This window comes from Gluconobacter sp. ESL1110 (assembly GCF_058107395.1).
In genome coordinates this window covers 133,521-155,657 of record NZ_JBYLUK010000011.1, presented here as the reverse complement: position 1 = coordinate 155,657, position 22,137 = coordinate 133,521, and the positions used below count along the sequence as shown (strand labels likewise).

20 protein-coding genes and 1 pseudogene are annotated in these 22,137 nt (G+C 55.9%); 6 read left to right on the top strand and 15 right to left on the bottom strand.

Going from position 1 to position 22,137, the window contains the following annotated elements; translation table 11 throughout:
- Positions 1 to 76: 76 nt before the first annotated feature.
- The 3 genes from fdhA to AC3B6F_RS13895 form a co-directional block, all read right to left on the bottom strand.
- Entirely contained in the window at positions 77 to 1,270 is a 1,194-nt protein-coding gene (gene fdhA / locus AC3B6F_RS13905; RefSeq protein WP_489824817.1) for a formaldehyde dehydrogenase, glutathione-independent, read from the bottom strand.
- A 199-nt stretch (positions 1,271 to 1,469) separates the two neighbouring features.
- Positions 1,470 to 2,678 carry a DUF1501 domain-containing protein gene (locus AC3B6F_RS13900; protein WP_489824816.1) on the bottom strand — a complete coding sequence of 403 codons (1,209 nt, stop codon included), beginning with the start codon at positions 2,676 to 2,678 and terminating at the stop codon, positions 1,470 to 1,472.
- Between the two features lie 3 nt (positions 2,679 to 2,681).
- On the bottom strand, positions 2,682 to 3,989 hold the full coding sequence (locus AC3B6F_RS13895) for a DUF1800 domain-containing protein (RefSeq protein ID WP_489824815.1): 1,308 nt from the start codon (positions 3,987 to 3,989) through the stop codon (positions 2,682 to 2,684).
- 303 nt (positions 3,990 to 4,292) lie between these two features.
- Between AC3B6F_RS13895 and AC3B6F_RS13890 the strand changes: the two genes are divergently transcribed.
- From AC3B6F_RS13890 to AC3B6F_RS13875, 4 genes are all read left to right on the top strand, one after another.
- Positions 4,293 to 4,760, top strand: a complete 468-nt coding sequence (locus AC3B6F_RS13890) for a DUF2946 family protein (RefSeq protein WP_426065885.1) — start codon at positions 4,293 to 4,295, stop codon at positions 4,758 to 4,760.
- An 84-nt stretch (positions 4,761 to 4,844) separates the two neighbouring features.
- Entirely contained in the window at positions 4,845 to 6,968 is a 2,124-nt protein-coding gene (locus AC3B6F_RS13885; protein ID WP_489824814.1) for a TonB-dependent receptor, read from the top strand.
- Positions 6,969 to 7,095: 127 nt separating this feature from the next.
- Entirely contained in the window at positions 7,096 to 7,908 is an 813-nt protein-coding gene (locus AC3B6F_RS13880; protein WP_489824813.1) for a mechanosensitive ion channel family protein, read from the top strand.
- A 280-nt stretch (positions 7,909 to 8,188) separates the two neighbouring features.
- A complete protein-coding gene (locus tag AC3B6F_RS13875; RefSeq protein ID WP_489824812.1) occupies positions 8,189 to 8,566 on the top strand; it encodes a hypothetical protein in 378 nt (125 codons plus the stop codon).
- 17 nt (positions 8,567 to 8,583) lie between these two features.
- Here AC3B6F_RS13875 and AC3B6F_RS13870 read toward each other — a convergent pair.
- Positions 8,584 to 8,823: pseudogene (locus tag AC3B6F_RS13870) on the bottom strand (IS5-like element ISMex42 family transposase); the annotation flags it as partial.
- An 867-nt stretch (positions 8,824 to 9,690) separates the two neighbouring features.
- Between AC3B6F_RS13870 and AC3B6F_RS13865 the strand changes: the two are divergent.
- Both AC3B6F_RS13865 and AC3B6F_RS13860 read left to right on the top strand, forming a co-directional pair.
- Positions 9,691 to 9,891 carry a hypothetical protein gene (locus AC3B6F_RS13865; protein WP_489824811.1) on the top strand — a complete coding sequence of 67 codons (201 nt, stop codon included), beginning with the start codon at positions 9,691 to 9,693 and terminating at the stop codon, positions 9,889 to 9,891.
- Positions 9,892 to 10,011: 120 nt separating this feature from the next.
- Complete coding sequence (locus AC3B6F_RS13860) at positions 10,012 to 10,647, top strand: hypothetical protein (protein ID WP_489824810.1); 636 nt, start codon at positions 10,012 to 10,014, stop codon at positions 10,645 to 10,647.
- Between the two features lie 224 nt (positions 10,648 to 10,871).
- Here the strand turns inward: AC3B6F_RS13860 and AC3B6F_RS13855 are convergent, their stop codons facing one another.
- From AC3B6F_RS13855 to AC3B6F_RS13805, 11 genes are all read right to left on the bottom strand, one after another.
- Positions 10,872 to 11,102: a hypothetical protein gene (locus tag AC3B6F_RS13855; RefSeq protein ID WP_489824809.1), complete on the bottom strand. Its 231-nt coding sequence runs from the start codon at positions 11,100 to 11,102 to the stop codon at positions 10,872 to 10,874.
- Positions 11,099 to 11,356 (bottom strand): hypothetical protein, encoded by a 258-nt coding sequence (locus AC3B6F_RS13850; protein WP_489824808.1) that lies wholly within the window; start codon positions 11,354 to 11,356, stop codon positions 11,099 to 11,101. Before AC3B6F_RS13850 ends, AC3B6F_RS13855 begins: the two co-directional genes overlap by 4 nt.
- A gap of 132 nt (positions 11,357 to 11,488) precedes the next feature.
- Entirely contained in the window at positions 11,489 to 11,815 is a 327-nt protein-coding gene (locus AC3B6F_RS13845; RefSeq protein WP_489824807.1) for a hypothetical protein, read from the bottom strand.
- Positions 11,802 to 12,305, bottom strand: coding sequence for a lysozyme (locus AC3B6F_RS13840; protein ID WP_489824806.1), 504 nt, complete (start codon positions 12,303 to 12,305; stop codon positions 11,802 to 11,804). Before AC3B6F_RS13840 ends, AC3B6F_RS13845 begins: the two co-directional genes overlap by 14 nt.
- Before the next feature lie 100 nt (positions 12,306 to 12,405).
- Positions 12,406 to 12,819, bottom strand: a complete 414-nt coding sequence (locus AC3B6F_RS13835; RefSeq protein ID WP_489824805.1) for a hypothetical protein — start codon at positions 12,817 to 12,819, stop codon at positions 12,406 to 12,408.
- Positions 12,820 to 12,863: 44 nt separating this feature from the next.
- Positions 12,864 to 13,202 carry a hypothetical protein gene (locus AC3B6F_RS13830; protein WP_489824804.1) on the bottom strand — a complete coding sequence of 113 codons (339 nt, stop codon included), beginning with the start codon at positions 13,200 to 13,202 and terminating at the stop codon, positions 12,864 to 12,866.
- A 68-nt stretch (positions 13,203 to 13,270) separates the two neighbouring features.
- The gene (locus tag AC3B6F_RS13825; RefSeq protein ID WP_489824803.1) at positions 13,271 to 13,927 is read right to left on the bottom strand and encodes a hypothetical protein; all 657 of its coding nucleotides are present in this window, start codon (positions 13,925 to 13,927) and stop codon (positions 13,271 to 13,273) included.
- Positions 13,928 to 15,034, bottom strand: coding sequence for a hypothetical protein (locus AC3B6F_RS13820; RefSeq protein WP_489824802.1), 1,107 nt, complete (start codon positions 15,032 to 15,034; stop codon positions 13,928 to 13,930).
- 1 nt (position 15,035) lies between these two features.
- Positions 15,036 to 15,809, bottom strand: a complete 774-nt coding sequence (locus tag AC3B6F_RS13815; protein ID WP_489824801.1) for a hypothetical protein — start codon at positions 15,807 to 15,809, stop codon at positions 15,036 to 15,038.
- A 3-nt stretch (positions 15,810 to 15,812) separates the two neighbouring features.
- The gene (locus tag AC3B6F_RS13810; RefSeq protein WP_489824800.1) at positions 15,813 to 17,432 is read right to left on the bottom strand and encodes a hypothetical protein; all 1,620 of its coding nucleotides are present in this window, start codon (positions 17,430 to 17,432) and stop codon (positions 15,813 to 15,815) included.
- Positions 17,429 to 22,126 carry a phage tail protein gene (locus AC3B6F_RS13805; RefSeq protein ID WP_489824799.1) on the bottom strand — a complete coding sequence of 1,566 codons (4,698 nt, stop codon included), beginning with the start codon at positions 22,124 to 22,126 and terminating at the stop codon, positions 17,429 to 17,431. The genes AC3B6F_RS13810 and AC3B6F_RS13805 overlap by 4 nt, the downstream gene beginning before the upstream one ends.
- Positions 22,127 to 22,137: the final 11 nt, after the last annotated feature.

Below are 22,137 nucleotides of genomic sequence, written 5' to 3'. Positions count from 1 at the left end.
GGCTGGTCTCCGTCAAAGAGGCGGGTTTTCTGTTGTCATGACCCGAAGGAAACCGGATCATGACACAAAGCAGGCATCAGGCTGCGTTTTTCAGCATTCCGTGAGGATCGAGAACGAATTTGCGTGGCGCGCCGTTGTCGAAGTCGTGGTAGCCGCGTGGCGCGTCTTCGAGTGAAATCACGGTTGCGTTGACGATGTCGGCGATGGGCAGGCGTTCATGCAGAATGGCCTGCATCAGTTGGCGGTTATACCGCAGAACGGGGGTCTGGCCGGTATGGAACGACTGGCTTTTGGCCCAGCCCTGACCCAGCCGGAGTGTCAGATTGCCTTTCTGTGCCGCAGTTTCATGGGCGCCCGGATCTTCCGTCACATACAGGCCTGGAATACCGATGGCTCCGGCTGGGCGGGTGACGTCCATGGCCTGGTTGAGGATGACGGCTGGCTGTTCCTTTCCGTCATATCCCCTTGCTTCGAAACCGACGGCATCAATGAAGCTGTCGACCTCCGGCGTTCCGATGACCTGTTCGATGAGGTCTCCAAGTCTGTCATGGTTCTGGAGGTTGATGGGTTCAAACCCGACTGCCTTCGCGTGGGCGAGACGTTCAGGATTGAAATCGCCGATCATGACGACGGCGGCCCCTAGAATGCGCGCCGACGCGGCCGCTGCCATACCTACTGGCCCGGCGCCCGCGATATAGACCGTTGAGCCCACACCGACCTTGGCATTGATGGCACCATGAAAGCCGGTGGGGAGAATATCGGTCAGCATTGTGAGGTCTCTGATGCGCTCAAGTGCCTGAGCCTTGTCAGGGAAGCGCAGCAGATTGAAATCTGCATAAGGGACCATGACGTAGCGGGCCTGTCCGCCGATCCATCCGCCCATATCCACATAGCCATAGGCACCCCCCGCGCGGCTGGCATTCACTGTCAGGCACACGCCCGTATGTTGTTCGCGGCAGCATCGGCAGCGCCCACAGGCGACGTTGAAGGGTACGGAGACCAGATCGCCCTTGCGGACCATCTCGACATCAGAGCCTGTTTCAATGACTTCGCCGGTAATTTCGTGGCCGAGGACCAGCCCGGATGGCGCTGTTGTACGGCCTCGGACCATATGCTGGTCGGAGCCGCAGATATTGGTGGAGACGACCTTGAGAATGACGCCGTGGTCAATCTTCCGGCCATCGGGTGTTTCCATTCTGGGGTCGTCGATCCGCTGGACTTCAACATGATTGGGGCCGAGATAAACGACCCCTCTGTTTTCGTCAGACATGGCTTCTCTCCAGGTTCGGGCAGCGGCCATCTCTTGCGGCCGGGGTCGCCCGGCACGACGAAATGTTGTCGTACACTGGCCTCAACGTCTGTCGCGTTCAACGGCAACCGTGACATAGAAATACAGCCATATGATCGCTCGATTGTGATGGGCACGTCCTGAAAACGGCCTCGCTGGACGTCGAAAAGTCCTCTTCCTGTCAGGCTGAAACAATCAGACCTTTGAGGGGGTCTGTTCTGGGGCCGGGAAAGACCGTTGGAAGCGCCTGCGCTGGCAAATGAAGATGATCACACAGCACACCTGCGGCTACGCCACGCAGATCTGTTGTGGGAGCGAGATCCCGGTTTTCAAAGAGCTGGCTGGGGCGAAGGCCGGGCCATGTGCCCCCGACTTTTCCTCCTGCAACGGCGCCTCCGGCAAGGAACGTGACAGTGCCGGTGCCGTGGTCCGTTCCGCCTGTTCCGTTCATGCGGACGGTTCTGCCAAACTCCGTCAGGGCAAGGACGACTGTGCGCTTCCAGCTTTCGCCCAGACTTTCACGCAAGGCCCCAATCCCGCGATCAAGCTGGGCGAGGGGGCTTCCCAGTCGCCCAAGCTGAGCGGCATGGGTGTCCCATCCTCCGATTTCCAGTGCGGCGATCCGGGGACCATGGGATGTGGCCAGCATTTGCCCTGCGGCGGTTGAAAGCTGTGTGAAGGCGTCGATTTTGTGAGGTTTTCCTGTGGCGGCTGGTGCCTTCATGTCCGTCATGGCCGCGTCCGAGAAGCCTCTGGCTTTCAGGCCGTTTCGGAAGGCTGGTCCTGTGATGGGGTCGGATGCGTTCAGGGCAATGATCTGGTTATAAAGATCCTCGTCCGGGTGCTGGCTTCCAGCGGGCGCATAGCTTCCGACCTTGGCAGATCCGCGGAGCAGAAGGGGAACCGTCAGCCCCATGGCCAGCCCGTACCCATCCGGTCTGTTGGTCTTCCCTTGCAGGACGGACACAGCCCGGTTCAGCCAGCCGCTGCTCAGACGGTCGTCCGCGCCACTTTCCAGATAATCCTGCGCTTCAAAGTGGGAGCGGCTGCGGTAATGGCCTGCCACGGCATGAATAGGCAGCATCTGGCCTTCGCCATAAAGGCGGTGAAGTGTCTGAAGGGAGGGGTGCAGCCCGTAGAAGCCGCCCAGATCAAGGAGGCCGTCGCCCTGTCCGGGTTCCGGAAGAACAAGGTCCCGGCGATGTGTTCTGAGATCGGCATCTCCGTATGGGGTGACAGCCGACAGGCCATCCAGTGCGCCCCGAAGGATGATGACCACAAAGCGTGGATCATCTGGCCCGCCGGGTGAACCGGCAAGCGCGAGAGAGGAACGCCCGAGTGTCCAGCTTGCAGCCAGACCCAGCAGGGCAGTGCGACGATGGATCATCATGGGTCAACGCCTCTGGAATTCGGGTGAAGAGAAAAGCAGGGCCAGCGCATCCTGACGGGAGCCGGCATGATGCATGGCGAGTTGTGTCTGGGGTCGGAGTGCCGGGCCTAGGGCGATATGGGCGATCTCCATCGGATCTCCGGCCCGCACATGAGCTGCCATTCGCCATGCCCAGTCCGTGCGGGCCAGCATATCCGCAGGTGCGCTCCAGTCTGCCGCAGTGTCACTCCAGCCGTTTGGCAACGGGGCCGTCCATAACGGTTGTCCCAGTGAAGCGAAGGCTGCGTAAAGCTGATGAGGGGGGGAATGTGGATCGTCTGGCTGGCTGGGTTCGCCCCCTAAAGACAGGGCTCGCATGACGGCGGTGGCATAGTCCATGGGGGAGCGGAACTTGCTGCCAGAGCGGTTCGTATCGTGAAGGTCTGCCAAAGCAAGAGAGGCTTCCCGCAGGTCTCCTTCACTGTCCCGAAGGACAGACGCAATATGGGTGATGTCCTGCGGTGAAGGTGTGTCAGAAATGAAATGCCCGACCATCTGGGTTGCGATGTGGCGGTACGTTGCAGGGTGCGTGCCGAGGAAGTGCAGGGCCTGTATGCCGCCGTCTTCACCTTCCGGGAAGGTCTGACCCATGACGGTTTTTTCGCCTGGTTCATGAGCTTTTTCCCGAAACACGAAGCCGGGCTGTTCGGCCTTCATGTCGATGCTCCAGCCTGTCAGGACGGCTGCGAAGGACGTGACGTCTGTTTGGGTGTAGCCAGAGGCTGGCGAGACCGTGTGCAGTTCCAGACATTCACGGGCCAGATTTTCGTTTAGCCCGTGATGGCTTTTGCGTCCTGCCGGGCTGGTGGGGCCGATGGACGATGTGTTGTCCAGATACATCAGCATGGCCGGGTGACGCATCACGGCGAGGAGCATATCCGAGAATCGTCCTGTTACATGCGGGCGAATGGCCTCACGCATATAGGCGCCGATGACTGCTCTTGTTCCGCCCTGACGCAGGCTGACCGTGAAGTGATTGAACCAGAACCACGCAAGCCGCTCTCGGAATGGCTGGTCCGTCACAAGCAGATTGTCGAGCTGGGTTGCGACTTCTGCTTGAAAGATCGGCTTGACCAGAGGATCGCCCTGTATTTTGGTTTTGCGCTGTTCCCGCAGGGCGATCAGCCCATCCGGGCATGATCTGACGTTCCTGAAAATGGCTGCATCAGGCTCATTGAGCTGCTGCGAAAGCCATTCCCGGAGAGGCATGTCCGAGGCTTTACTGTCCCGCTGGCCCCAGCCGAATCTGTTGATCGCACTGACAAGTCGCATGGCACTCTCACGATGTCCGTTGAACGGGCGTAGCTCGATCTTATCGAAAGCTGCTCGCCTTATGTGGCGAAATCTGGACGACTTTGTATGAAAATGTCAGGCACGTTCTCTGGAACGCATGCTTTGCAGGCAAACAGATTTTGGTATTGTTTCATATTTAAAATAAAATCAGGATACCCCATAGGGTATGGGGCGATTCATTACTTTATACCTGATGGGGGTTTATTTGAGATTTTGATGTCTCTCTGGGTATTTACAATGCAAAGCGAGTAATCTTTTCTGCGCCAGAAGATTTGAACAAGGTTGCGGACGCTGGTTTCAGGGCAGTTCAGGAACGGTCGGGATTTTTCTGCCACGACAGGTCGTTGGCTGCTGGTGATCTGCGTTTTGTTGGGGCTGTTTGGACAGCTTGCTCTTCAGAGCCAGTCCATGCCCGATGAAACCCCGCGTGCCACATTTGAGCGCCTGACGGGACTGAGCATCGGACCGGATACACCTCCAGTCCCATCAGAAGTGATGATGATGCCAATGGGGCACACGGGGATGTCGGGAATGGCGCATCATTCCGGGCATCACCATCATCATGATGCAGCTTGCCCGCTATGCCCCTTGCTGCACCTTCCGGCCGTTGTTCTGCTGGCAACGGTTCTTGTTCTGCTTACGCTTATCCGCTGGTCCCGCTGGCGCTATCGGAGCCATGCTGTTCGTGCGCCTCCGCTCGGGCGGGTTGCGCATCTGCCACCAGCCACCGGGCCTCCGTGCTTCGTCTGAAACCACGTCACTGCCGACCGCATCTTTCTCCAAGCCTGGGAGGAATATGGCCGGCTCTCTGTGTTTCATCGAAGGTTATGGACCATGTTTTTTCCGAATGCTCGGCGTGTGTCACGTCCGGGACTGTTGCTGTGTGGCTGCGCGCTTGTCTTTTTCCTGAACCCGGCTTTTGCGGACGATACGGATAACGCGCAGACCCGGAAGTCTCCTTCCACAGAATTCATTACCGTCAATGGGGTGCGGCACACCGCAACAACGGACCCGGATGTGACAAGCCTGTTCAAGCGCAGTTTAGGGTTTAGCGCCTATTCCGCGGGCGGTGTATCGGCGCTTCCAGTGCTTAACGGGATGGCCGATGACAGGGTGGCGACATTTGTGGATGGGATGCGCATGCAGGCCGCGTGCCCCAATCACATGAACCCGGCCATGTCTTATATTGATCCGGATATGGTGTCGTCCGCTGTGGCCATTGCGGGGATTACGTCAGTCAGTCAGGGCGGGGACAGCACAGGCGGGACGATTGAGGTCAATCGCAAGGATCCGATCTTTTCAAAGAGTTCGAAGATCCTCGTGACCGGTCATGCGAAGGGAGAATACCGCAGTAATGGCGGTGGTTCCGGCGCTTCCGGGTCGGTGACAGTTGCTAATGACTGGCTCAGTTTGCGGTACACGGAATCTTACAGTCATGCGAGCGACTACCATGCTGGAGGTGGCGGACGACGTGTTTTGTCCACGAACTATCTGAGCTTCAATCATGCTGTCACGCTGGGGGTTCGCAAGGAAAACCATTTGCTGGCCCTGACGGTCGGGCAGCAGGATATTCCGTACGAAGGGTTTCCGAACCAGTACATGGACATGACCAACAATCGGTCCACGTTTGTGAACGGAAAATATACGGGCGATTTCAACTGGGGAACGCTCGAAGCGCGCGGGTTCTGGCAGCGTGTGGATCACGCGATGAACATGCTCTCCGACAAGGGAGGGCATACGGCCTCGACCGGGATGCCGATGAATACGGACACCCGGACTGCCGGTTATTCCATCAAGGCTACGATCCTGCTGGGGCCGGGACATACGCTGGGAATTGGCAGTTCATTCGATCATAACGGCCTGAATGACTGGTGGCCGCCGCTTTTGAACAGCATGATGATGGGGCCGGACACCTTCCACAATGTGAATAACGGGCATCGGGACCGGCTGGGGCATTATATTGAATGGAAAGCCCAGTGGACATCTCGTTTCTCCACAGAACTTGGTCTGCGTAATGACCTGGTCATGATGAATACGGGAAAGGTAGCGCCTTATTCCTGGACCAGCATGATGAGTATGGCGGATGCCGCCGCTGCAAAGGCCTTCAACGCGGCATCCCGGGGGCGGACCGATACCAATTTCGACGTCACGGCGACGGGACGATGGCAGGCGCTTGATAGTCTGACCATTGAAGGTGGTTATGCACGCAAGACCCGTTCCCCCAACCTTTATGAGCGGTATGCCTGGGGGCGAGGTGCCATGGCGTCCACAATGATCGGCTGGTTCGGGGATGGGAACGGATATGTTGGCAATCTCAATCTGACGCCTGAAATTGCCAATACAGTCAGCACGACGGTTACGCTGCACGATCCGTATGGGCATGGTTGGGAAATCAAGGTTCAGCCCTATTATACCTACACGCATCACTACATAAATGTTGTGAATATAGGGACGCTCTCCAGTGGGCGGTCCATGCTTCAGTTCGCCAACCACAACGCGCAGAGTTATGGCATCAACAGTTCGATGTTCGCCCGGCTTTGGAATAGCACGGTGTATGGTCAGGGTGAGGTTCAGGCCAATCTGAACTGGGTTCGCGGGCAGGATCTTGTGTCTCACGCCGGGCTCTATCACCAGATGCCAACGAATGGCGTGATAACGCTGCGGGAAACATTCCAGAACTGGAGCGGGCATGTGGATGTCACACTCGTCAAATCCAAAGAGAGCGTGGATCGACTGCGTCAGGAACCACGGACGCCCGGTTATGCGTTGCTCGGGTTGGGGGGCAGCTATCACTGGCGGTATTTTACGCTGGATGGCAGTATCGATAATGTTCTGGATCAGAAATATTACCTGCCGCTTGGGGGGATGTCTCTCGGGGACTATCAGGCGACCGGCTATCTTGGTCCGTTGCTGGGGCTCGGGCGTTCTTTCAACCTGAGCCTGACCGCGTCTTTCTGAGAGTCATGTCAGTCCCGGAGACTGTCAGGTTTTCCGGGGCAGACTTGAAGGCAACCTTGCAAGCCCGTTACCTTGCGGTTCATTGGTCGGCATCATGGTGCCAACTTAACGAACAGCAGAGGGGTTCATGGAAAATCACGTCAATACGTTGTGGGGCCAGTTTTACGGCTGGCTACCAACACTTCTGAGTTACGCGGGACAACTTGTTCTGGCGATTGTGGTGCTGCTGGTCGGCTGGGCCATCATCAATATGGTGACGCGCGGCATGGGCCGCATGATGGCTGCCAGCAATATCGAGCCAACCCTCCGGGGCTTTCTGCTCAGTGTTGTCGGACTGCTGCTGAAGGCGCTTCTGCTAATCAGTGTTGCCTCCATGGTTGGGATTGCAACGACGTCCTTCGTCGCTGTTCTTGGTGCGGCTGGTCTGGCTGTTGGCATGGCGCTTCAGGGCAGTCTCGCCAATTTTGCGGGTGGCGTGCTGATCCTGCTGTTCCGTCCGTTCAAGGTCGGGGATTCCATTACAGCTGCCGGTAATACGGGAACGGTTGTTTCGATCGAGATGTTCCGGACCGTGCTCCAGGATTCCACAAACGACATCGTTTACGTGCCAAACGGTACGCTCTCGAACAATGTTGTCATTAACAGCTCCCAGTCTGAGCGGCTGCTCGCATCGGTCAGTCTGCTGATTGATTACAATGACGATATCGACAAGGCCCGCGCGCTGCTTCTGGACCTGTTTCAGAACGATGCTCTTGTTCTCAAAGCACCGGCTCCGTCCGTATCGTTCCTGCCTAAGCCAGCTAATATTGCCGTAACGCTGGGCTTCTGGTGTGCGCCGGGTAATGTAACGCCGCTGGTTGCCAAGTATTCTGAAGCCTCCATTCAGGTGCTTAAGAAAGAAGGCTTCCGTCTGGGTGTGACGGCGCGTACTGCCACCTGATGGGGTACGGCCTGCCCTGAGCCATGCTGGGTAGGCCGTTTCCGAATTTCGGATGAAAGCAATGTCAAGCCTACCGAAAAATAGCGATTTTTGAGATTGGTGGTGGACCCGACGCAACTAGATAAATCTATTCAAAACAGTAGCTTATCACGTCAAACCATCAAATTCCCACAACGGAAAGTCCACGCGCAAATCGACGTTGTGTCAAACCTATTTTTGGGATCGCGGGCACTATCCGTAAAGCAGTAGCTATGGAAAAGTTTATTCTAGGAAATGTAAAATGAAGAACTACAAGGAAGACTTTGACGAATTCATGATTGGTGTGAATGGAAATAACCCCATAGGAATTTGGTGGTCGCTTGGTCTTAGCGATCATGATGAACTTTCGTTAAAAGAGAAGTTCAATTTATTTAAAGAGTTTTTCTGTTTTGCAATAAAAGAGAATAGGATTATTGAATACGATTTGAAAAAAAATGTCGCTATTTTTTCTAGAGATGAGCCTGACGCGGTTTTTGATAGAATATTCTCAGATTTCCCGTGGGATAAAGTCGATGAAAATTCTAGTGATGAAAATAAGTATTTTGATATATATATGCATACAAAGTTTGATGGATGGGCAACTTTATGTGCAGGAACGCATCTATTCATTCCTGATTAATTCAATATTAGGGTCTGTTAGTCGTTGATGTAGTCTGCAGTAGTAGCGAGGAGAATGACGGAGAGGAAGGAGGCAGTCGTCTTTTTATGGCGTGTGGCAATAGCCCGCCATCCCTTGAGTCTCGCCCACAGATTTTCGACCAGGTGCTGGTGTCTGTAAGCCCATCCGGAGCAGATAGCTTCTAAATCCTTTTTTCGTTGGCGGATAACAGGACGAGATCCGCTGCCCCAGAGATATTGACGGAATTTGTGCGAGGCATATTCGCCATCATAGACGCCATAGGTCGTGGGTGAGGCAAGTCACCGAGCGGAGAATAAGCGGACGGCAGTTCATGTGCTCGGCCGAGTGGCAATGTTGAAGAACAGAGGCCCTGCCGGATCTGTGCCTCTAATCTTTTCCAGCAGGTGCAGCCAGGCACCGAACTTCGACCTGCGCGTGAACAACTGTGCGGCTCTCTGTGAGAGACCAAAGTCAGGTGGTCGGGCGCATTACGTCGCGCCGTTCTGATGGCATTAGAAAATCGCGAATATCGTCCGTCGGAGGTTTCTCGGCGGACACTTGCACTTCGGGTGGACTCCCTTGATCAGCTTCTCCCATGCAGGCCCGATTGATTAGAAAAGACAGATTGCATCATGCTCGTCATAAATTGCCATGCACACCGTTCTGCGATTCAAGAGCTAAAAAGCCCTAATTGGAGTCTTTGGCTTAAGAATCGACAGTTTAGTTATGTTCAGAGCTTTGGGGAGGGGACTAGCAAGTAGGATATTGGGGTCGGCTAAGCTTTTTTTCTAAAAAGCTAGAAAAATTTTTCTTGCCACGAATCTTATCAATGTTCTACCGTCTAAGGCATAATGCTGGTTTTAGGTAAAAAATAGCACTCTTCCCTTGTAAAAAGTTGTTATTCAAAGAGATGGGATAGAATATCTTTCAAATTGGCGGGCAGAGGTTTTCGTCGGTTGGAAGGTTTTTTTTTGCTATTCTCTAAAAAAAGTGATTTTCCCCTCTTAACTTTTTAGCCGCAAATCAGCTTATAGTCTTTGACAGCTTGACCCCGATCTTTTGCTTCCCATTAGGGTAACATTAGGTTAGGCGTCATGCCCATGAACCAAACGGAGAATTCCACCATGCCAAGAAGCGCTCGCGACGCACTATCCGCCCGCTTCACGTCTATGGAGCAGGCCGGTCTAGTTGACGTAAAGTTCCTTCTTCGAGACCTTGACGATGCAACCGCTCCTGCCGTCTTTGCCGAAGTTGAGGAAATGCTACGTTTGCACCAAGAAGGAAGTTCACATGCTTTCGACTTTGGTGACGCTACGCCTCAATAAAGATCGCATTTCTTTATCTGCAACGGAAAGAGCCCTAGAGGGGCTCTTTTTGTTTGTGAGAAACAGTCTTAATGGCGTACTGGTTTCCACTTTAAACTCCCAAAAGGCCTCGATGTCATAATGCGTATTGATGACGGTCACCTCGACACACTGTTTCGTAAAGTTTTCCAGGTGCAGGAAGAAGTACGGTTATATTGCCTTGCAGGTGATTCTCACACCGTCTCGATTGATGATTTAACGTCAGCAATAACCCGCATGTATGACTGCCCTATCACACGTTCGGAAATTCGTGGTTTGCCTGTCCGGCATGTAGATAGTTTTTTGCTTCGCTATGAAAAACACTGCGAGATTATAGTTAACCGCTCTCTTCCTGATGCAGATTTTCGTTTTGCCTGTACGAAGGAGCTAAGTCATATTCTTCTTGATGAGAGAGAAGACTGGTCTACTAATGGTGTCAGAACGATTGAGACCTTGGTCCAGGACAATGAGCTTGAAATTTTCCTAGAGGGTAAACACGAACCTGATGCAGGAATGGTTTGGGAACACCTTGCACTTTTCGCGGCTGCTGAGTTTCTGTATCCAAGATTTCAACTTCGGCTAGATCATCAAGATCTAATCAAGGGAGAAATTTCTATTGAGGAAATTGCAAAAAAACGACGTCTTCCAATCTCTCGAGTAAAGCTGGTCCATAATTCCACAAATTACGAAAGCTTTGAGCAAGCGCATCAACGCGTTTTTGAGCATCATAGCGCCTAAATCCTAATATGATTGGTCTCATTTTATTGCGCTGCATTCGCTTCTGACTTTAACAAACTGAGTAATACCATCAACTAATGATGGGCACTCCGACCAGTGCGCACGGATCTCGGCCGCCATACTCTTCTCGAATTTGGCGGTCCAAGCATGCAGAGCAGGGCACACCACCTTGATGCGCGGCTGGGCACATCCAGTCAGCACTAGGCACAATAGAATAGCCCGCATCACGCTTTCCCCTTATCCAAGGCATCCAGCAACTCATCCACAGTTTGCGGAGCATCTGCACCGCGCTGTTCCATGGCTTGCTGTTGCGCCATCTGAGACTGTGCGTCTTTGACGTCCTGATCAGCCGTATCGGCCTTCTGCGATTTGCCCCCGGCTCGATAGAGCCCGAGGGCCGACGCCACGGCCACAAGGACCATGACGCCGACAATCGCCAGATTGGCGGTATTCATTGAGCCAGCGTCTGAGTGACGGGACCAGCAGCGATGACGCGCTCCAGATCCGTGGCACCTTCCAGTGTCTTTGTCAGAGCAGCATCGAACGCCGTGATATCAACATGCTCGGCCAGCTTGGACATCGAGGCAGCCAGAACGCCCTGAAGCACGAGGCCACCGACGCTGATGCCCTGCTGGATCGTAGGCGTGTCAGCCTTGCCGAGAGATTGGTTTACGAGACCTTCAAGGGCCGTCACAGAACTAAAAGCCATAACTGTTTCTTCCATAAAAAAAGCCACCTCGATGGGCGGCGTTGCATCCGACGGTCTGACAGCAGGATTGCTGCCTCCTTCGGGGATCTGAGGAATGAGGATGATCGAACCGGGTCCGACGGACGGGTTCAGTCAGGTAGGCGCTTTGGGCTTGCCCTTGCTGTCCAGGATCGGCACGCCACTGTCTGCGCCTGCCTTTTTCAAGAGCGGTGCGTCAGCCCGTGTCGTCATGACGGCCGTGAGCCCGATCTTGTACATGGCGGCAGCATATTTCTGCTCGAAGGCCAGAAAGCTCAGAAGCTGATAGGGCCTGACCCAGATCGATCCGGGATCCGGTGGGGCAAGTCTGGAGCGCAGAAAGCCGCAGACATTCAGCAGCATCGACGTCAGAACAAGAAAAATGCCACCCCAGAGCAGGACTTGACGCGGGATGAAGCCGAGAAGGTCAGACAGCTGCACGGCCTACCCCCACGATCGTCTGCTTACCCAGAAACACGTCCCGTTCAAAGCCGCGGCGCGTGGTCAGGCCAGCCAGTTCGACCAGATGCCCTTTTACGGTCGCCTTGTTCCACCGCGGCAGTTCATTAGCCGCACCGACGTAACAGCCGGCATTGAGCTTGCGCAGCAGCGTGGAGCTTTCCACGGCCGGCGTTCCGACGTTGTACTGCCAGGACAGAAGAGCGGCCCGCTGGACGTCCGAAAGCGGCACCTTGACCAGGCGGGACAGAGCAATGTCCAAGGTCGTAACCGATTGGAGCAGCAGACTGGCAGCATCCGCCTCACTGATGGGCTGTGTCTTGGCTGTGACGGGCTTGCCGTCCTTCAGCCAGCGGCTGCCGTAACCGATTGTCCAGTACCCGGCAGGGCAGACATAGGGCTTCGACCGGAATCCTTCGAAGCCGGGCAGCTTCAAGAGCGTCGTGGCCAGCACGACGGCAGTTTCATTCATGGGATTTTTCCATAAAAAAAGCCGCCCAGTTGGGCGGCTACATTAATTATTATTTCTGATAATATTTATATTGGATGCTCTCCAACGGCAAAATTAGATTTTATGGTATGAAAGGTAATTTCTTATAAAAGATATCGCGTATAATAAAGAAATTTCTAAAAGATTTCTTTCCTAGCAATCTAATTCCAATTGTGTAAATCCAATCACGTCTTGAAAAAAAAGCAGTTTCAGAAACGCAAGTAAATAAGCATGCTGGTGATTTATTTTCTAATATATAAAATGCAAAATTAACGCAGTAATTCCCATTTATTCCCATGTGAGCACTCTCAACTGATATTACTATATCTAAACCTTTGTAATTTAAATTACGCACAAGCGGCGTACTTGGTATATGATTTGGATTGATTTTAGTAAGAAAAATGTCACGAATATCCTCATGGAATGCTCGTAAAATAATTTTTCTTATATAAATTGCAGATATTTTACGCAAAACCAGATCGTGATTTTTTGACATTTTATTCTCGGATTCAGATTATTTTATTTGGTGAGTATAATATATTATTTTCCAATAGACACTACAAAATGAACAACCCCAGACCCAAGGATTGAAGTCGCCAGGGTGACAAGTGCTGTGACCACAGCCTTGCCACCCATGACCCGGTCAACCTTGGATCCGAGCGCTTTGATGCCGTCTTCCAAGTCTTCCTTCAGATCGCTGATCTGGGTGCGCAGGGACGCAATCTCAGAGCGCATCTCTGCCCGTAGATCAGACTGATTGTCGCCGAGCGCCGAGACAAGAGTTTCTAGCTTGAGCACCCGGTCTTCCAGAACCCGGATCACCTCATCCTTGCCTGTAGGTGCAGAGAGGGTCGGAGCGGAGGTCTGTGTATCAGGCATTGTTTTTTCCATAAAAAAAGCCGCCCTCAGGCAGCTGTCAGAGAACGTCAGAAAAGAAAGGCCAGTGATCAGGCCATGATCGGATCAGGCCGCGCCGGCAAAGCCGTGCTGGTCGTATCCGTGCCATCCGCAATGGCAGCGATCGCCTTCACATAGGCCTTCATCGGATCCGTAAAAGCTTCGCCCATCGCGGCGGCCAGATTGACCTGATACTGGATCCAGGCCTGTTCGGATTTTGCCTGGTCAGACAGCGGCACGGGGACAGGCGGCGGGGTGTAATCCACCAGCTTCCCGTCCTGGACGCCTTTCCCACCCTTGTAGGCATAATCGCCGCCCAGAGCCTGCCAGTCAGCAGCCGTCAGCAGCAGGAGATCAGCCTGATCCGGGAGGTTTTTGTGAGATCCGAGCGCCCAGAGATCGAACCAGCTCAACACGCCTGTAGGTTGCGCAGCCGTGTGATCGAATTCCGCTGCGTAGCGCCTGGAATAGACCAGGGCACCGTCAGCGACCGGAATATTCGTGGCGTTGACGGACTCAGCAAACTGATCGGACGTCAGGACAATCAGATCCGAGACAGCAGGTAACGCCAGAACATTGATCTGTTCCTGAGCATTATTTGTCGTACCATCCCAGACGTCAAGAACGCCCGTAACCACTGCTCCGTCCGTCGTCGCATAATAACGATCCGGGTAGGCGGCCTTGATCGCATCGAGTGCTGTCGTCATTTATTTTGGTCCTATTGCGATGACTGTAACGCTCTGGGGGTCGCCAGAGTCCGACACGCCCATGGAAAATCCGCCGCTATCATACGAATTATAATGGTAAATTTTGTTCACCATTCCCGTTAACGCGATCCCGTCAGGGTTCCCCCCAAACGCCGTGGGGAATGTGACCCGGTCTTTATCGCGGGCCGTGACCTGAAAAACGTGGATCTTCTTCGTTCGATCAAGTGGCAGATCGCCCAGCTGCGCCAGGATATACGCCGTGAGAGATCCGTCAGGTTTGTAGCCACTCAGATACGGCGCATTGACGCTGTTGCTGAAATTGGCAGCTTCGATCTTCAGATCCCCGCTGGATCCGGAGGTTGCCGTCTGCGTCGTGACGTAAGTGCCGACGGGTTGTTTCGTGGCAATCGAGGCGTTCAGATTGCCAACGGCCGTGTTAAGGCTGCCATTGGTCGCATAGTCCCCAATCGGCTGGGCGTAGCTGCGGATCTGATACGAGACGTTCCCATTTGTGGGGACAGCGAGCGCCCCCCAGCTCGTCAGAAACTGGAAATACGCCAGGGAATTGTCTGCCGTAGGCGCATTGACCAACTGAATATTCAGGACCGGCAGGTTCCCGCCGCCCACGTCCCGATTGATGAAGCGGCTTTGAACGTCGAGAGCCGACGCAGCCTGATGCGACCCCCAGTCGGTGACACCCGGCACGGTGCAGGTGGCTGTCACCGTCAGCGTTTTCAGTGTTCCGTTCTGCGCCGAGAGATCACCCCGCAGCGCCAGAGACCCATTCCCATCAAGGACAGGCGTGTAGGACGCCGGCACCCAGGAATAGACCCGGACTGTCCCGGTAAAATTCAGCGCCTGCGCCGTATTCTGCGTCGTCCCCGTCACGGTTTGCCGGCTAAGGGTATTCGGCGTCCCCACCGTCAGGACGCCAACACCCCATTCGGCCTGCGTTCCGTCATCGGCAAAATAGAACACCTGCCCACCACCCGGAGCCGCCGAGGCAAAAGAGCGTCGGCCCTGGACGGAACCGTTGAGCGTGAACGACCCCGTACCCGGATTGGTGGCTGTCTCCAGGACCAGATCAAGAAGAAGCGGTGCTGCCACGTCAGAGCCTTTCCGTCAGTGTGAGCGTCTGGGCATGCCGATCGGCTGGCCCAAAGGGGTTGGAGAGATCACCGCCAGACAGACGCCCGAACAGCGCTGTCTGGGCCAGCGCAGCCGGAGTGGCAGACGGGTCCGGCACGAACAGGATATTTTGCCCGGTGGCTGCCACACGCTGGATTTGCCGCAACACGACCGCATCCGCATCGCCGTAGGACTGATGCGCGATCGAGAGGCCACGCTGGACATACCGCGCATCTACAAACTCGCCACCAGACAGCGTCGTGGTGCTCTGTTGCCCCACCGTCAGACTTTCGGTGCTTTCGGAAGAATAGTTTCGCGCTGGCTGCCAGAGCGGCCCGGCATAGGCCAGCGGGATCGAAATGAAGCCGTCCGGATTGCTGGCATCCCAGACCGTGATTTCAAGAGAATCACCCAACACTGGCGTGCTCAAAATCTGTACGCACTGCCCATTCTGGACGTTGGTAGATGCGTGCCAGTCGAATGTCACGGCCGTACCGTTCCAGATCTGGATGCGCCAGGTCGCCGCCGTTGTCAGGTTGGTCCGGTGCAGACTGATCGCCCGGATCGACTGGACAGAGCCAAGGGCTGCCTTGACGTCAGCGCTCCATCCGGTGCCCCCGGCTGCCACGCGCCAGGCGAGGCTTGCCGCGCCCTGCTGGTTTTGCAGATTGGTAACGGGCAGGCCAGAAACGCCATTGCCGGACAATGCAGCCGGCAGCAGTACATTCTGCCAGCCAATGCCGCAGTTTTGCATAACTCAGACCAGTATTGTGAGGGTTGTCGTATTGCCGGAGCTGGTGACGTGTTCGCTGACCACAATTCCCGGAACAGCGGATTTCGCACCCGGCACAGGTGCCTGAAGCGACACCGGATCCCCGAGATCCACGGCCAGAGCCACGGATTGCGGCACGTCCACCGCCCAGAGATGGCGGCGCTTGCCCCAGACCGATCCGTACCAGTGCGCAATCCCTACAGCATCAGCCTGATTGGCCAGGGCCGTGGAAATGAGCGCGGGATCGTTTGGAACGCGCCACTGAGCTTTGACGGTCGTATCAAACCACACAGCACCGCGATCGCTTTCGGCAATCAGGGACTGACGATCCGCCGAGGCCTGCGGGTGTAGACCGGAACCGGACGTCTGGACCGTGAAGTTATGCTGCCAGCCGATGCGCCAGCGCCAGGTGGGCGGATCCAGAGAACTGTCCAGGGCCACGGGCGAAATCGCGCTGATCACATCCGTGGTCAGGGTCAGAACCGGATCCCCCGCATCTGCAGGATCCTGCAACCGGATCGGCCGTAGGGTGCCTGTCCGTGTCGGGACCAGGGAAATACCAAGACCCGACAGCAGCGTGCTGACCGCCTGACGGCCTGTCACACTGCCGGACCCGTCCCAGAACCATCCACCCGCATACGGTGCCAGGCTGGATGTCGCAGTCCAGGCCGCATCGATATAGGCAGAGGGCATCACCATGTCTTCGATCAGGAACTGTCGCAGAACGTCCAGGACGTTGGCGGGAGCCGCCCCCGACCGGAAGCGTCCCACCGCATCCACGGTGATTCCATAAACGGGTTTGGTGCCCAGCCGGATCCAGGTGCCCGCACTGCTGGAGAGAACCGTGTACGTGCCCGGATCCGGAGACGTGACATAAAGATCAGTGACGGTCCCGCCAGAAGCGATGCCGGCATAGCCGCCTTCGTACAGCGCCACCACATCCGCCGGACCGTCTGACAGCTGATAGACATAATTGCTGCTGTCGATCAGGACGGGCGTGACATTGCAGACCGTGCCCCGCAGGCGCGGCACATCCCGGCCGACCACGTTGCTGTCTCCATCCAGACGCCCGGTGCCCCCATAGACCGAGACAGGAACGGTCCCGTCCAGCCAGTAGGTCGCGTCGAGCAGCGTGATGGAGACGCTGTTCAGACCCGGCTGCCAGTTTTTCCCCAGGCCCGCGAACACGGGACGGAGGGAGCCAGAGGCCGGATCCGTCCAGATCTGCCGTGCCGTATCCCAGAGACGTTCGCCCTCCCGGAGCGTAACGGGAAGATGGTCATTCACACGGCTTTGCAGCAGACCATCCAGTACGCCGTCCGGATTGGCCAGCGTCAGGATCCCGATCGAGAACGATCCGCCCAACGCGTCGGCTGACAGGGTCAGGGACCGGGACAGATCCAGAGCCTGGGTGACGTAAGGTGGATAGGGGATATGCGTTTCCGTCACATAGCCCGCATCCGAGAACCGCAGGGTTTCGACGGATTCCGGATTGTCCGGATACTGCGTCAGAGCACCCCACGGGACATTGCCCCACCCCGGTATCGCTGCCGGCTGCGTGACGGCCGGCAGAACGATTTCCAGTTCGACTGTGCGAAACCTCATGCCACCCTCGGCCGTGTGGCATCGGTTACGGCCTGAAGCTGTTGCTGTTTCTGCATTGCTTCCACCACTTTCAGGAGGGCTGCCATCTGATCCGATACCGCTTTGGTGGCATCCGTCTGCTGGTTGGCCAGTTTCTGGACCAGATTGGCCGTGATCTTGTCACTATCCGACTGACCAAGCGCTTTGAGGATATTCGAAACCTGCGTGAAATCCGTGCTGTATCCGGTGCCGGAGCCCTGCCACGTTTTCGACGTGGACAGGAAAGTGCTGGCGTCGGACTGGATCCGCGACAGGGCATCGTAATCCCCGCCCATGGCCGCCTGATAATCGCTCATCAGGTTGTCGTTGGCGCTCTGGTACTGCGCCTGGGCAGACAGTGGCGATGCGTCGGACGTATTCAGCCCCCGCGCATAATCCGTCAGGCTGGAAAACACCGACGTGACAGACTGCTGCGCCTGGTCCTGATACTGCTTCAGCTGTGCCACGGACGTGCCGTTGTACTGCTGCTGGATCTGGAGGCGTTCAGCTGCCAGTGTTTTTTCCAGATCGGCCGACTGATCTACGTAGGCCTGCTGGGACGAATACGCATCGCCCAGGAACGAACGCCAGGTGTCTTTCAGCGACTGTCGCTGCTGATCGGCACTGGTATCGAAATTCAGGAGGGCAGCGCCTTCATCATCACCCGTGGCTGTCAGGTAACGCGCCCGGACACCCGCATCAGACTGATTGAGCGTGGTCATGTTGTTCGCATAACCCTGCGCATACAGCGCCTGATACTTGGACGTGATCGAAGACCCATCCAGACCATAGGCCGACGCCTGCGACGCCGCAGCGTCATAGGTCTGTTTCAGCGTCGCCATCTGGTCCACCCAGGACTGTTGCCCTGAAACCGTGGCAGACAGCAGGCTCGGCATCGTCGTGTTGACGAACGTGGAGATCGTGGAGATCTGCGTCTGGAGATCGGACGTGGACAGCGACTTGCCATCCAGCGCCGTATCGAGCGCGGTTTTCAGATCCCCGGTCGCTTCGGTGAAATTCTGGACCGTGACGGTACCGTCCGAATTGAATTTCGAGACCGAGACACCAAGCTGATCGACGGTATCGGCCATGGTCTTCAGGCTCTGGATCGCCGCCGTGTAGGTGGAGACGTCCGTGATGTCCGAGGGCATCCCCTGAGACAGCGCCTGATTGAACGTGGCGTCAGAGCTGGTCAGTGTGGAGCTTTTCAGAAGATCCGTCAGGGACACGGACCGCATCGCCGCATTTTTGTTGTTTTTGTCGTTGCGGACCGTGCCCAGATAGCCACCGCCGATGTCAGCCCCGGTTGCAGACAGAACGCTGTTGATCGAGGAAATGTCTGTCTTCAGCTGGGCCGTGATCGTGTCCGTCTGTGCCTGGTTCCAGGTCTGGCCCAGAGACAGCTGGCCATCGATCGTCTGCACCTGGTCGATCGTGTACGGGTTTTTCTTGTGCCCGAAGAGGCCTCCAAGAAGACCACCCAGGCCACCCCCCACCAGGCCACCGATCAGCGTCCCAACGCCTGGAATAAACGAGCCGGCCAGCGCACCAATGCCGGAGCCAATTCCGCTGCCCAGTGTGCCGTTAGTTCCACCGCCGATACCCCCGAGAGCAGATCCGAGACCGAACCCAGCTCCAACGCCGCCGAGCAGATTGCCGACTGTCGCCGTCCCGAACAGATTGGTTTTCAGGCCGGAGGACAGCCAGGAGGTTCCGCCAAGTGAACTGGCAGCTGAACTTCCACCAGAAGAGAAGGCTCCGATACTTGTACCCACCCCCCCGAAAGGATCGCTACTAACAGAGCCGCTTCCGAAGATACTCGAAGAAGATCCACCAGAAAGAATCCCACCGATATCACTCAGTGTATTGCGGCTCTGACCATCAATTGCGTTCAGCAATGGGTTGATCAGTGCCAGCTTGGCGATCATCGAGACGATCTGGCTTTCTATCCCCTGCATGGCTGACTTAAAGGTCACCCCCCCATTGGCTGCATTGACGAACGCCTGGGTGAAGTCGTTCGACAGTGTGTCAGCCATGGACGAAATATCAGACGTTAGCTCATTCAGGGCATCCTGCTGGTGCTGATATTCTGCCGTTGCTTCAGCCATCTTTCCTGTCAGATCGATGTAATCCTGAGCTTCCGGCGGAAGAACTTCACCATACTTCCGGTGCATCTCCAATTCAGCCTGCATGACTGTCAGGTTAACCTGACGAGCCTGTGCATTTTGACCAATCGAGGCAGTCTGGGCTGCAATCATTTCGAGATTGTCAGACAACCCTGCATTCTGCTGAACCTGTTGCGCCTTGAGTTGGGCAGCCGCCGATTCATCAAGTGCCGCCGTGCGTTTCTGAACCGCTGCCAGAAACTTGGGAGACCCTTCATCGAAATCGTTCAGTGCTTCTGTGTAGGCCTGCTGATAATTCGTGGCATGTTGAAGTGCCACTGCAGATCCACCTGCTGCATCGGCAATGGCCTGCTGTGATCGGGCCTGCCGTTCGGCAGAAACCGTGCCGTCATCATAGGCGGACGCCAGCTGCTGCTGTTTTGCTGCCATCGCTGCCGTTAGAGCCTGCTGGTCGGTCCCGGTTCCGCGCGTGGTCTGGTCGAACTGCGCCACAACTTCTGCCATGCTGCGCCAGTAGCCAGTCTGGGATTTAAGCGGTTCCAGGCTGTCCGTCAGTCCCTGAGTGATTTTCTCCTGCGGGCTGAGGGTGTTGGCTAGCGCAATCCTGGCAGACGTGATGCTTTCCTGCGTTTCCTTCCACTTCTGAGAGCCAATATCCTGTGTCGCCAGGAGTTTCTGCTGAGACGCAATGTAGGCTTCAATCCCGGCCCGCTGTTCTGACCAGCTGCTGGCAGAATAACCTCCCGCTGCATCTGCAGCCCCACCTGTGAGGGAGCGCGTGTTGTCGATGACGCCAGCTGACGTTGCGTGCTGGATCGCAGCTGCGGATCCGGAAGTGCTGCCCGTATGATCCACATACTGATGGCCACCGCTTTCATGTCCGATCACGCCCTTGAAGAGATTGATCAGACGGGAGGATAGCCCAAGCCGTGAGGCTTCAGTATCGATCAGGCTGGATGTGTCAGACGGCAGGGTGTTGATGTCGTAGCCATAGACGGCGGAATTGTAGGATTTCTGGCCTAAACTGCCGACTTTGTTGCCGCTGTAGTAGGCCAGCGTGTTGTCCCAGTTTCCGCCGGCACGCGCATTGGCCTGCTGGAAAATCTTGATCGCTGCGTCAATGTTGCCCTGTGGCGTGCTGATATCGTAGCCGGAAGCATAGCGGGGATCGACCTGACCAAGGCCGTAGTGATGATTCCCACCGGCATAGTTATCGAGCACCGTGCTGCCAGCCAGACCGTCAGTGCTGACCTTGCCCGTTGTTGGGATCAGCTTGATCAGATCCGTCAGCCATTCCAGCAGACGCGCACCCATGCCCGTGACCAGATCACTGATCGCTTTCGTCACTGGAGAGGTTGTTTTTTCCAGATCCTCAAGAGAGCGCTGGAACGGTGTCAGGCCCTGATCATAGGCATCCTTGGACGCATCCCTGATCTTGCCGATCACAAGCGCATAGGCCTCACCCTGCTCGCCACTGGCCTGAAAATTCTTGACCTGTTCGACCAGGGCAGCGTCCACGCCTGGAAGGTGCTGCTTGTAAAGCGCCTCGATTTCGGCCGTCGGATCGACCATGGCGGTCTGTACAGCCTTGAGGCCATCTTCCAGACTGCCGAAAATGCTTCCCGCATCTCGTGCGATACCGGACAGGGTAGAAATATCCGTGCTGGAGCCGGTGAAATTATAGGTGCCTCCGATCGCCGTGGCAGCTGATCGGGCGGAGGCCTCATCCCAACCCGGCATTCCCTTCAGGCTTTCTGAAGCCGAGGTGATAGCGCCCGCCATATGCAGGGCATCTTCCCGGGTTGCCCTCAACTGCGTGGAGAGCTTGGCCAGCCGCGACTGTTCTGCTTCAGCGGACGATGCCATTTCATAGATGGCCGCGCCAGCACCAGCTGCGGCGACAGCAAGACCGCCCGGACCAGCAAGGAAGCCGCCGACGATCTTAACGGCGGAGCCAAAGCCACCCATCACCTGCACCATATTCGGCACCTGATAGAAGGCGGCTTTCATGGCAGAGCCGCCAGACATCACCTGGTCGAAAAATTTATGCGCTTCATCAGCGACAATGCCGAACTGATAGCCAGACAGCTTGACCTTGTCGGTCGTGTCCCCGATGGCTTTATTGGCATCTGTCGAGGCCTTGGCATCCTCGGCCAGGGCCTTGCTTCGCTCACGAATAGTCTCGACTGCCTTGGTGGAACTTTTCTCGACTCTTTCGTAAATCCCAACCTGCGTTGAGACGATGTCGTTATACTGTTCCTGGCTGATCGCACCTTTCTCTAGTCTGTCGCGAGCGCTTTCAAGCCTTTGCTCAAGACGTGAGAAAGCCGCTTCGGTCCGGTTGACTGCCTGCTCAACCCCATTCGTGGTTTTGACGAACTGAACATTGGTCTGTGTTACTGTTCGCAGGGTCTCGTTTTGCGCATCGACGCTTTTCGAGGCGCTGTCGACCGAAGCCCCCATGTCACGCGAACTCTGGGCAATCCGGGCGGCTTCCTGAGAATACCGGTTCTCAAGGGTCGCAATCAGTGTCGAGACGCGTGTCGCCATGGCTTACAAAT

Coding starts and splice junctions, on each gene's coding strand:
- fdhA (WP_489824817.1), bottom strand. CDS start 1,270: ATGTCTGACGAAAACAGAGGGGTCGTTTATCTCGGCCCCAATCATGTT.
- AC3B6F_RS13900 (WP_489824816.1), bottom strand. CDS start 2,678: ATGATGATCCATCGTCGCACTGCCCTGCTGGGTCTGGCTGCAAGCTGG.
- AC3B6F_RS13895 (WP_489824815.1), bottom strand. CDS start 3,989: ATGCGACTTGTCAGTGCGATCAACAGATTCGGCTGGGGCCAGCGGGAC.
- AC3B6F_RS13885 (WP_489824814.1), top strand. CDS start 4,845: ATGTTTTTTCCGAATGCTCGGCGTGTGTCACGTCCGGGACTGTTGCTG.
- AC3B6F_RS13880 (WP_489824813.1), top strand. CDS start 7,096: ATGGAAAATCACGTCAATACGTTGTGGGGCCAGTTTTACGGCTGGCTA.
- AC3B6F_RS13875 (WP_489824812.1), top strand. CDS start 8,189: ATGAAGAACTACAAGGAAGACTTTGACGAATTCATGATTGGTGTGAAT.
- AC3B6F_RS13865 (WP_489824811.1), top strand. CDS start 9,691: ATGCCAAGAAGCGCTCGCGACGCACTATCCGCCCGCTTCACGTCTATG.
- AC3B6F_RS13860 (WP_489824810.1), top strand. CDS start 10,012: ATGCGTATTGATGACGGTCACCTCGACACACTGTTTCGTAAAGTTTTC.
- AC3B6F_RS13855 (WP_489824809.1), bottom strand. CDS start 11,102: ATGAATACCGCCAATCTGGCGATTGTCGGCGTCATGGTCCTTGTGGCC.
- AC3B6F_RS13850 (WP_489824808.1), bottom strand. CDS start 11,356: ATGGCTTTTAGTTCTGTGACGGCCCTTGAAGGTCTCGTAAACCAATCT.
- AC3B6F_RS13840 (WP_489824806.1), bottom strand. CDS start 12,305: ATGAATGAAACTGCCGTCGTGCTGGCCACGACGCTCTTGAAGCTGCCC.
- AC3B6F_RS13835 (WP_489824805.1), bottom strand. CDS start 12,819: ATGTCAAAAAATCACGATCTGGTTTTGCGTAAAATATCTGCAATTTAT.
- AC3B6F_RS13830 (WP_489824804.1), bottom strand. CDS start 13,202: ATGCCTGATACACAGACCTCCGCTCCGACCCTCTCTGCACCTACAGGC.
- AC3B6F_RS13825 (WP_489824803.1), bottom strand. CDS start 13,927: ATGACGACAGCACTCGATGCGATCAAGGCCGCCTACCCGGATCGTTAT.
- AC3B6F_RS13815 (WP_489824801.1), bottom strand. CDS start 15,809: ATGCAAAACTGCGGCATTGGCTGGCAGAATGTACTGCTGCCGGCTGCA.
- AC3B6F_RS13810 (WP_489824800.1), bottom strand. CDS start 17,432: ATGAGGTTTCGCACAGTCGAACTGGAAATCGTTCTGCCGGCCGTCACG.
- AC3B6F_RS13805 (WP_489824799.1), bottom strand. CDS start 22,126: ATGGCGACACGCGTCTCGACACTGATTGCGACCCTTGAGAACCGGTAT.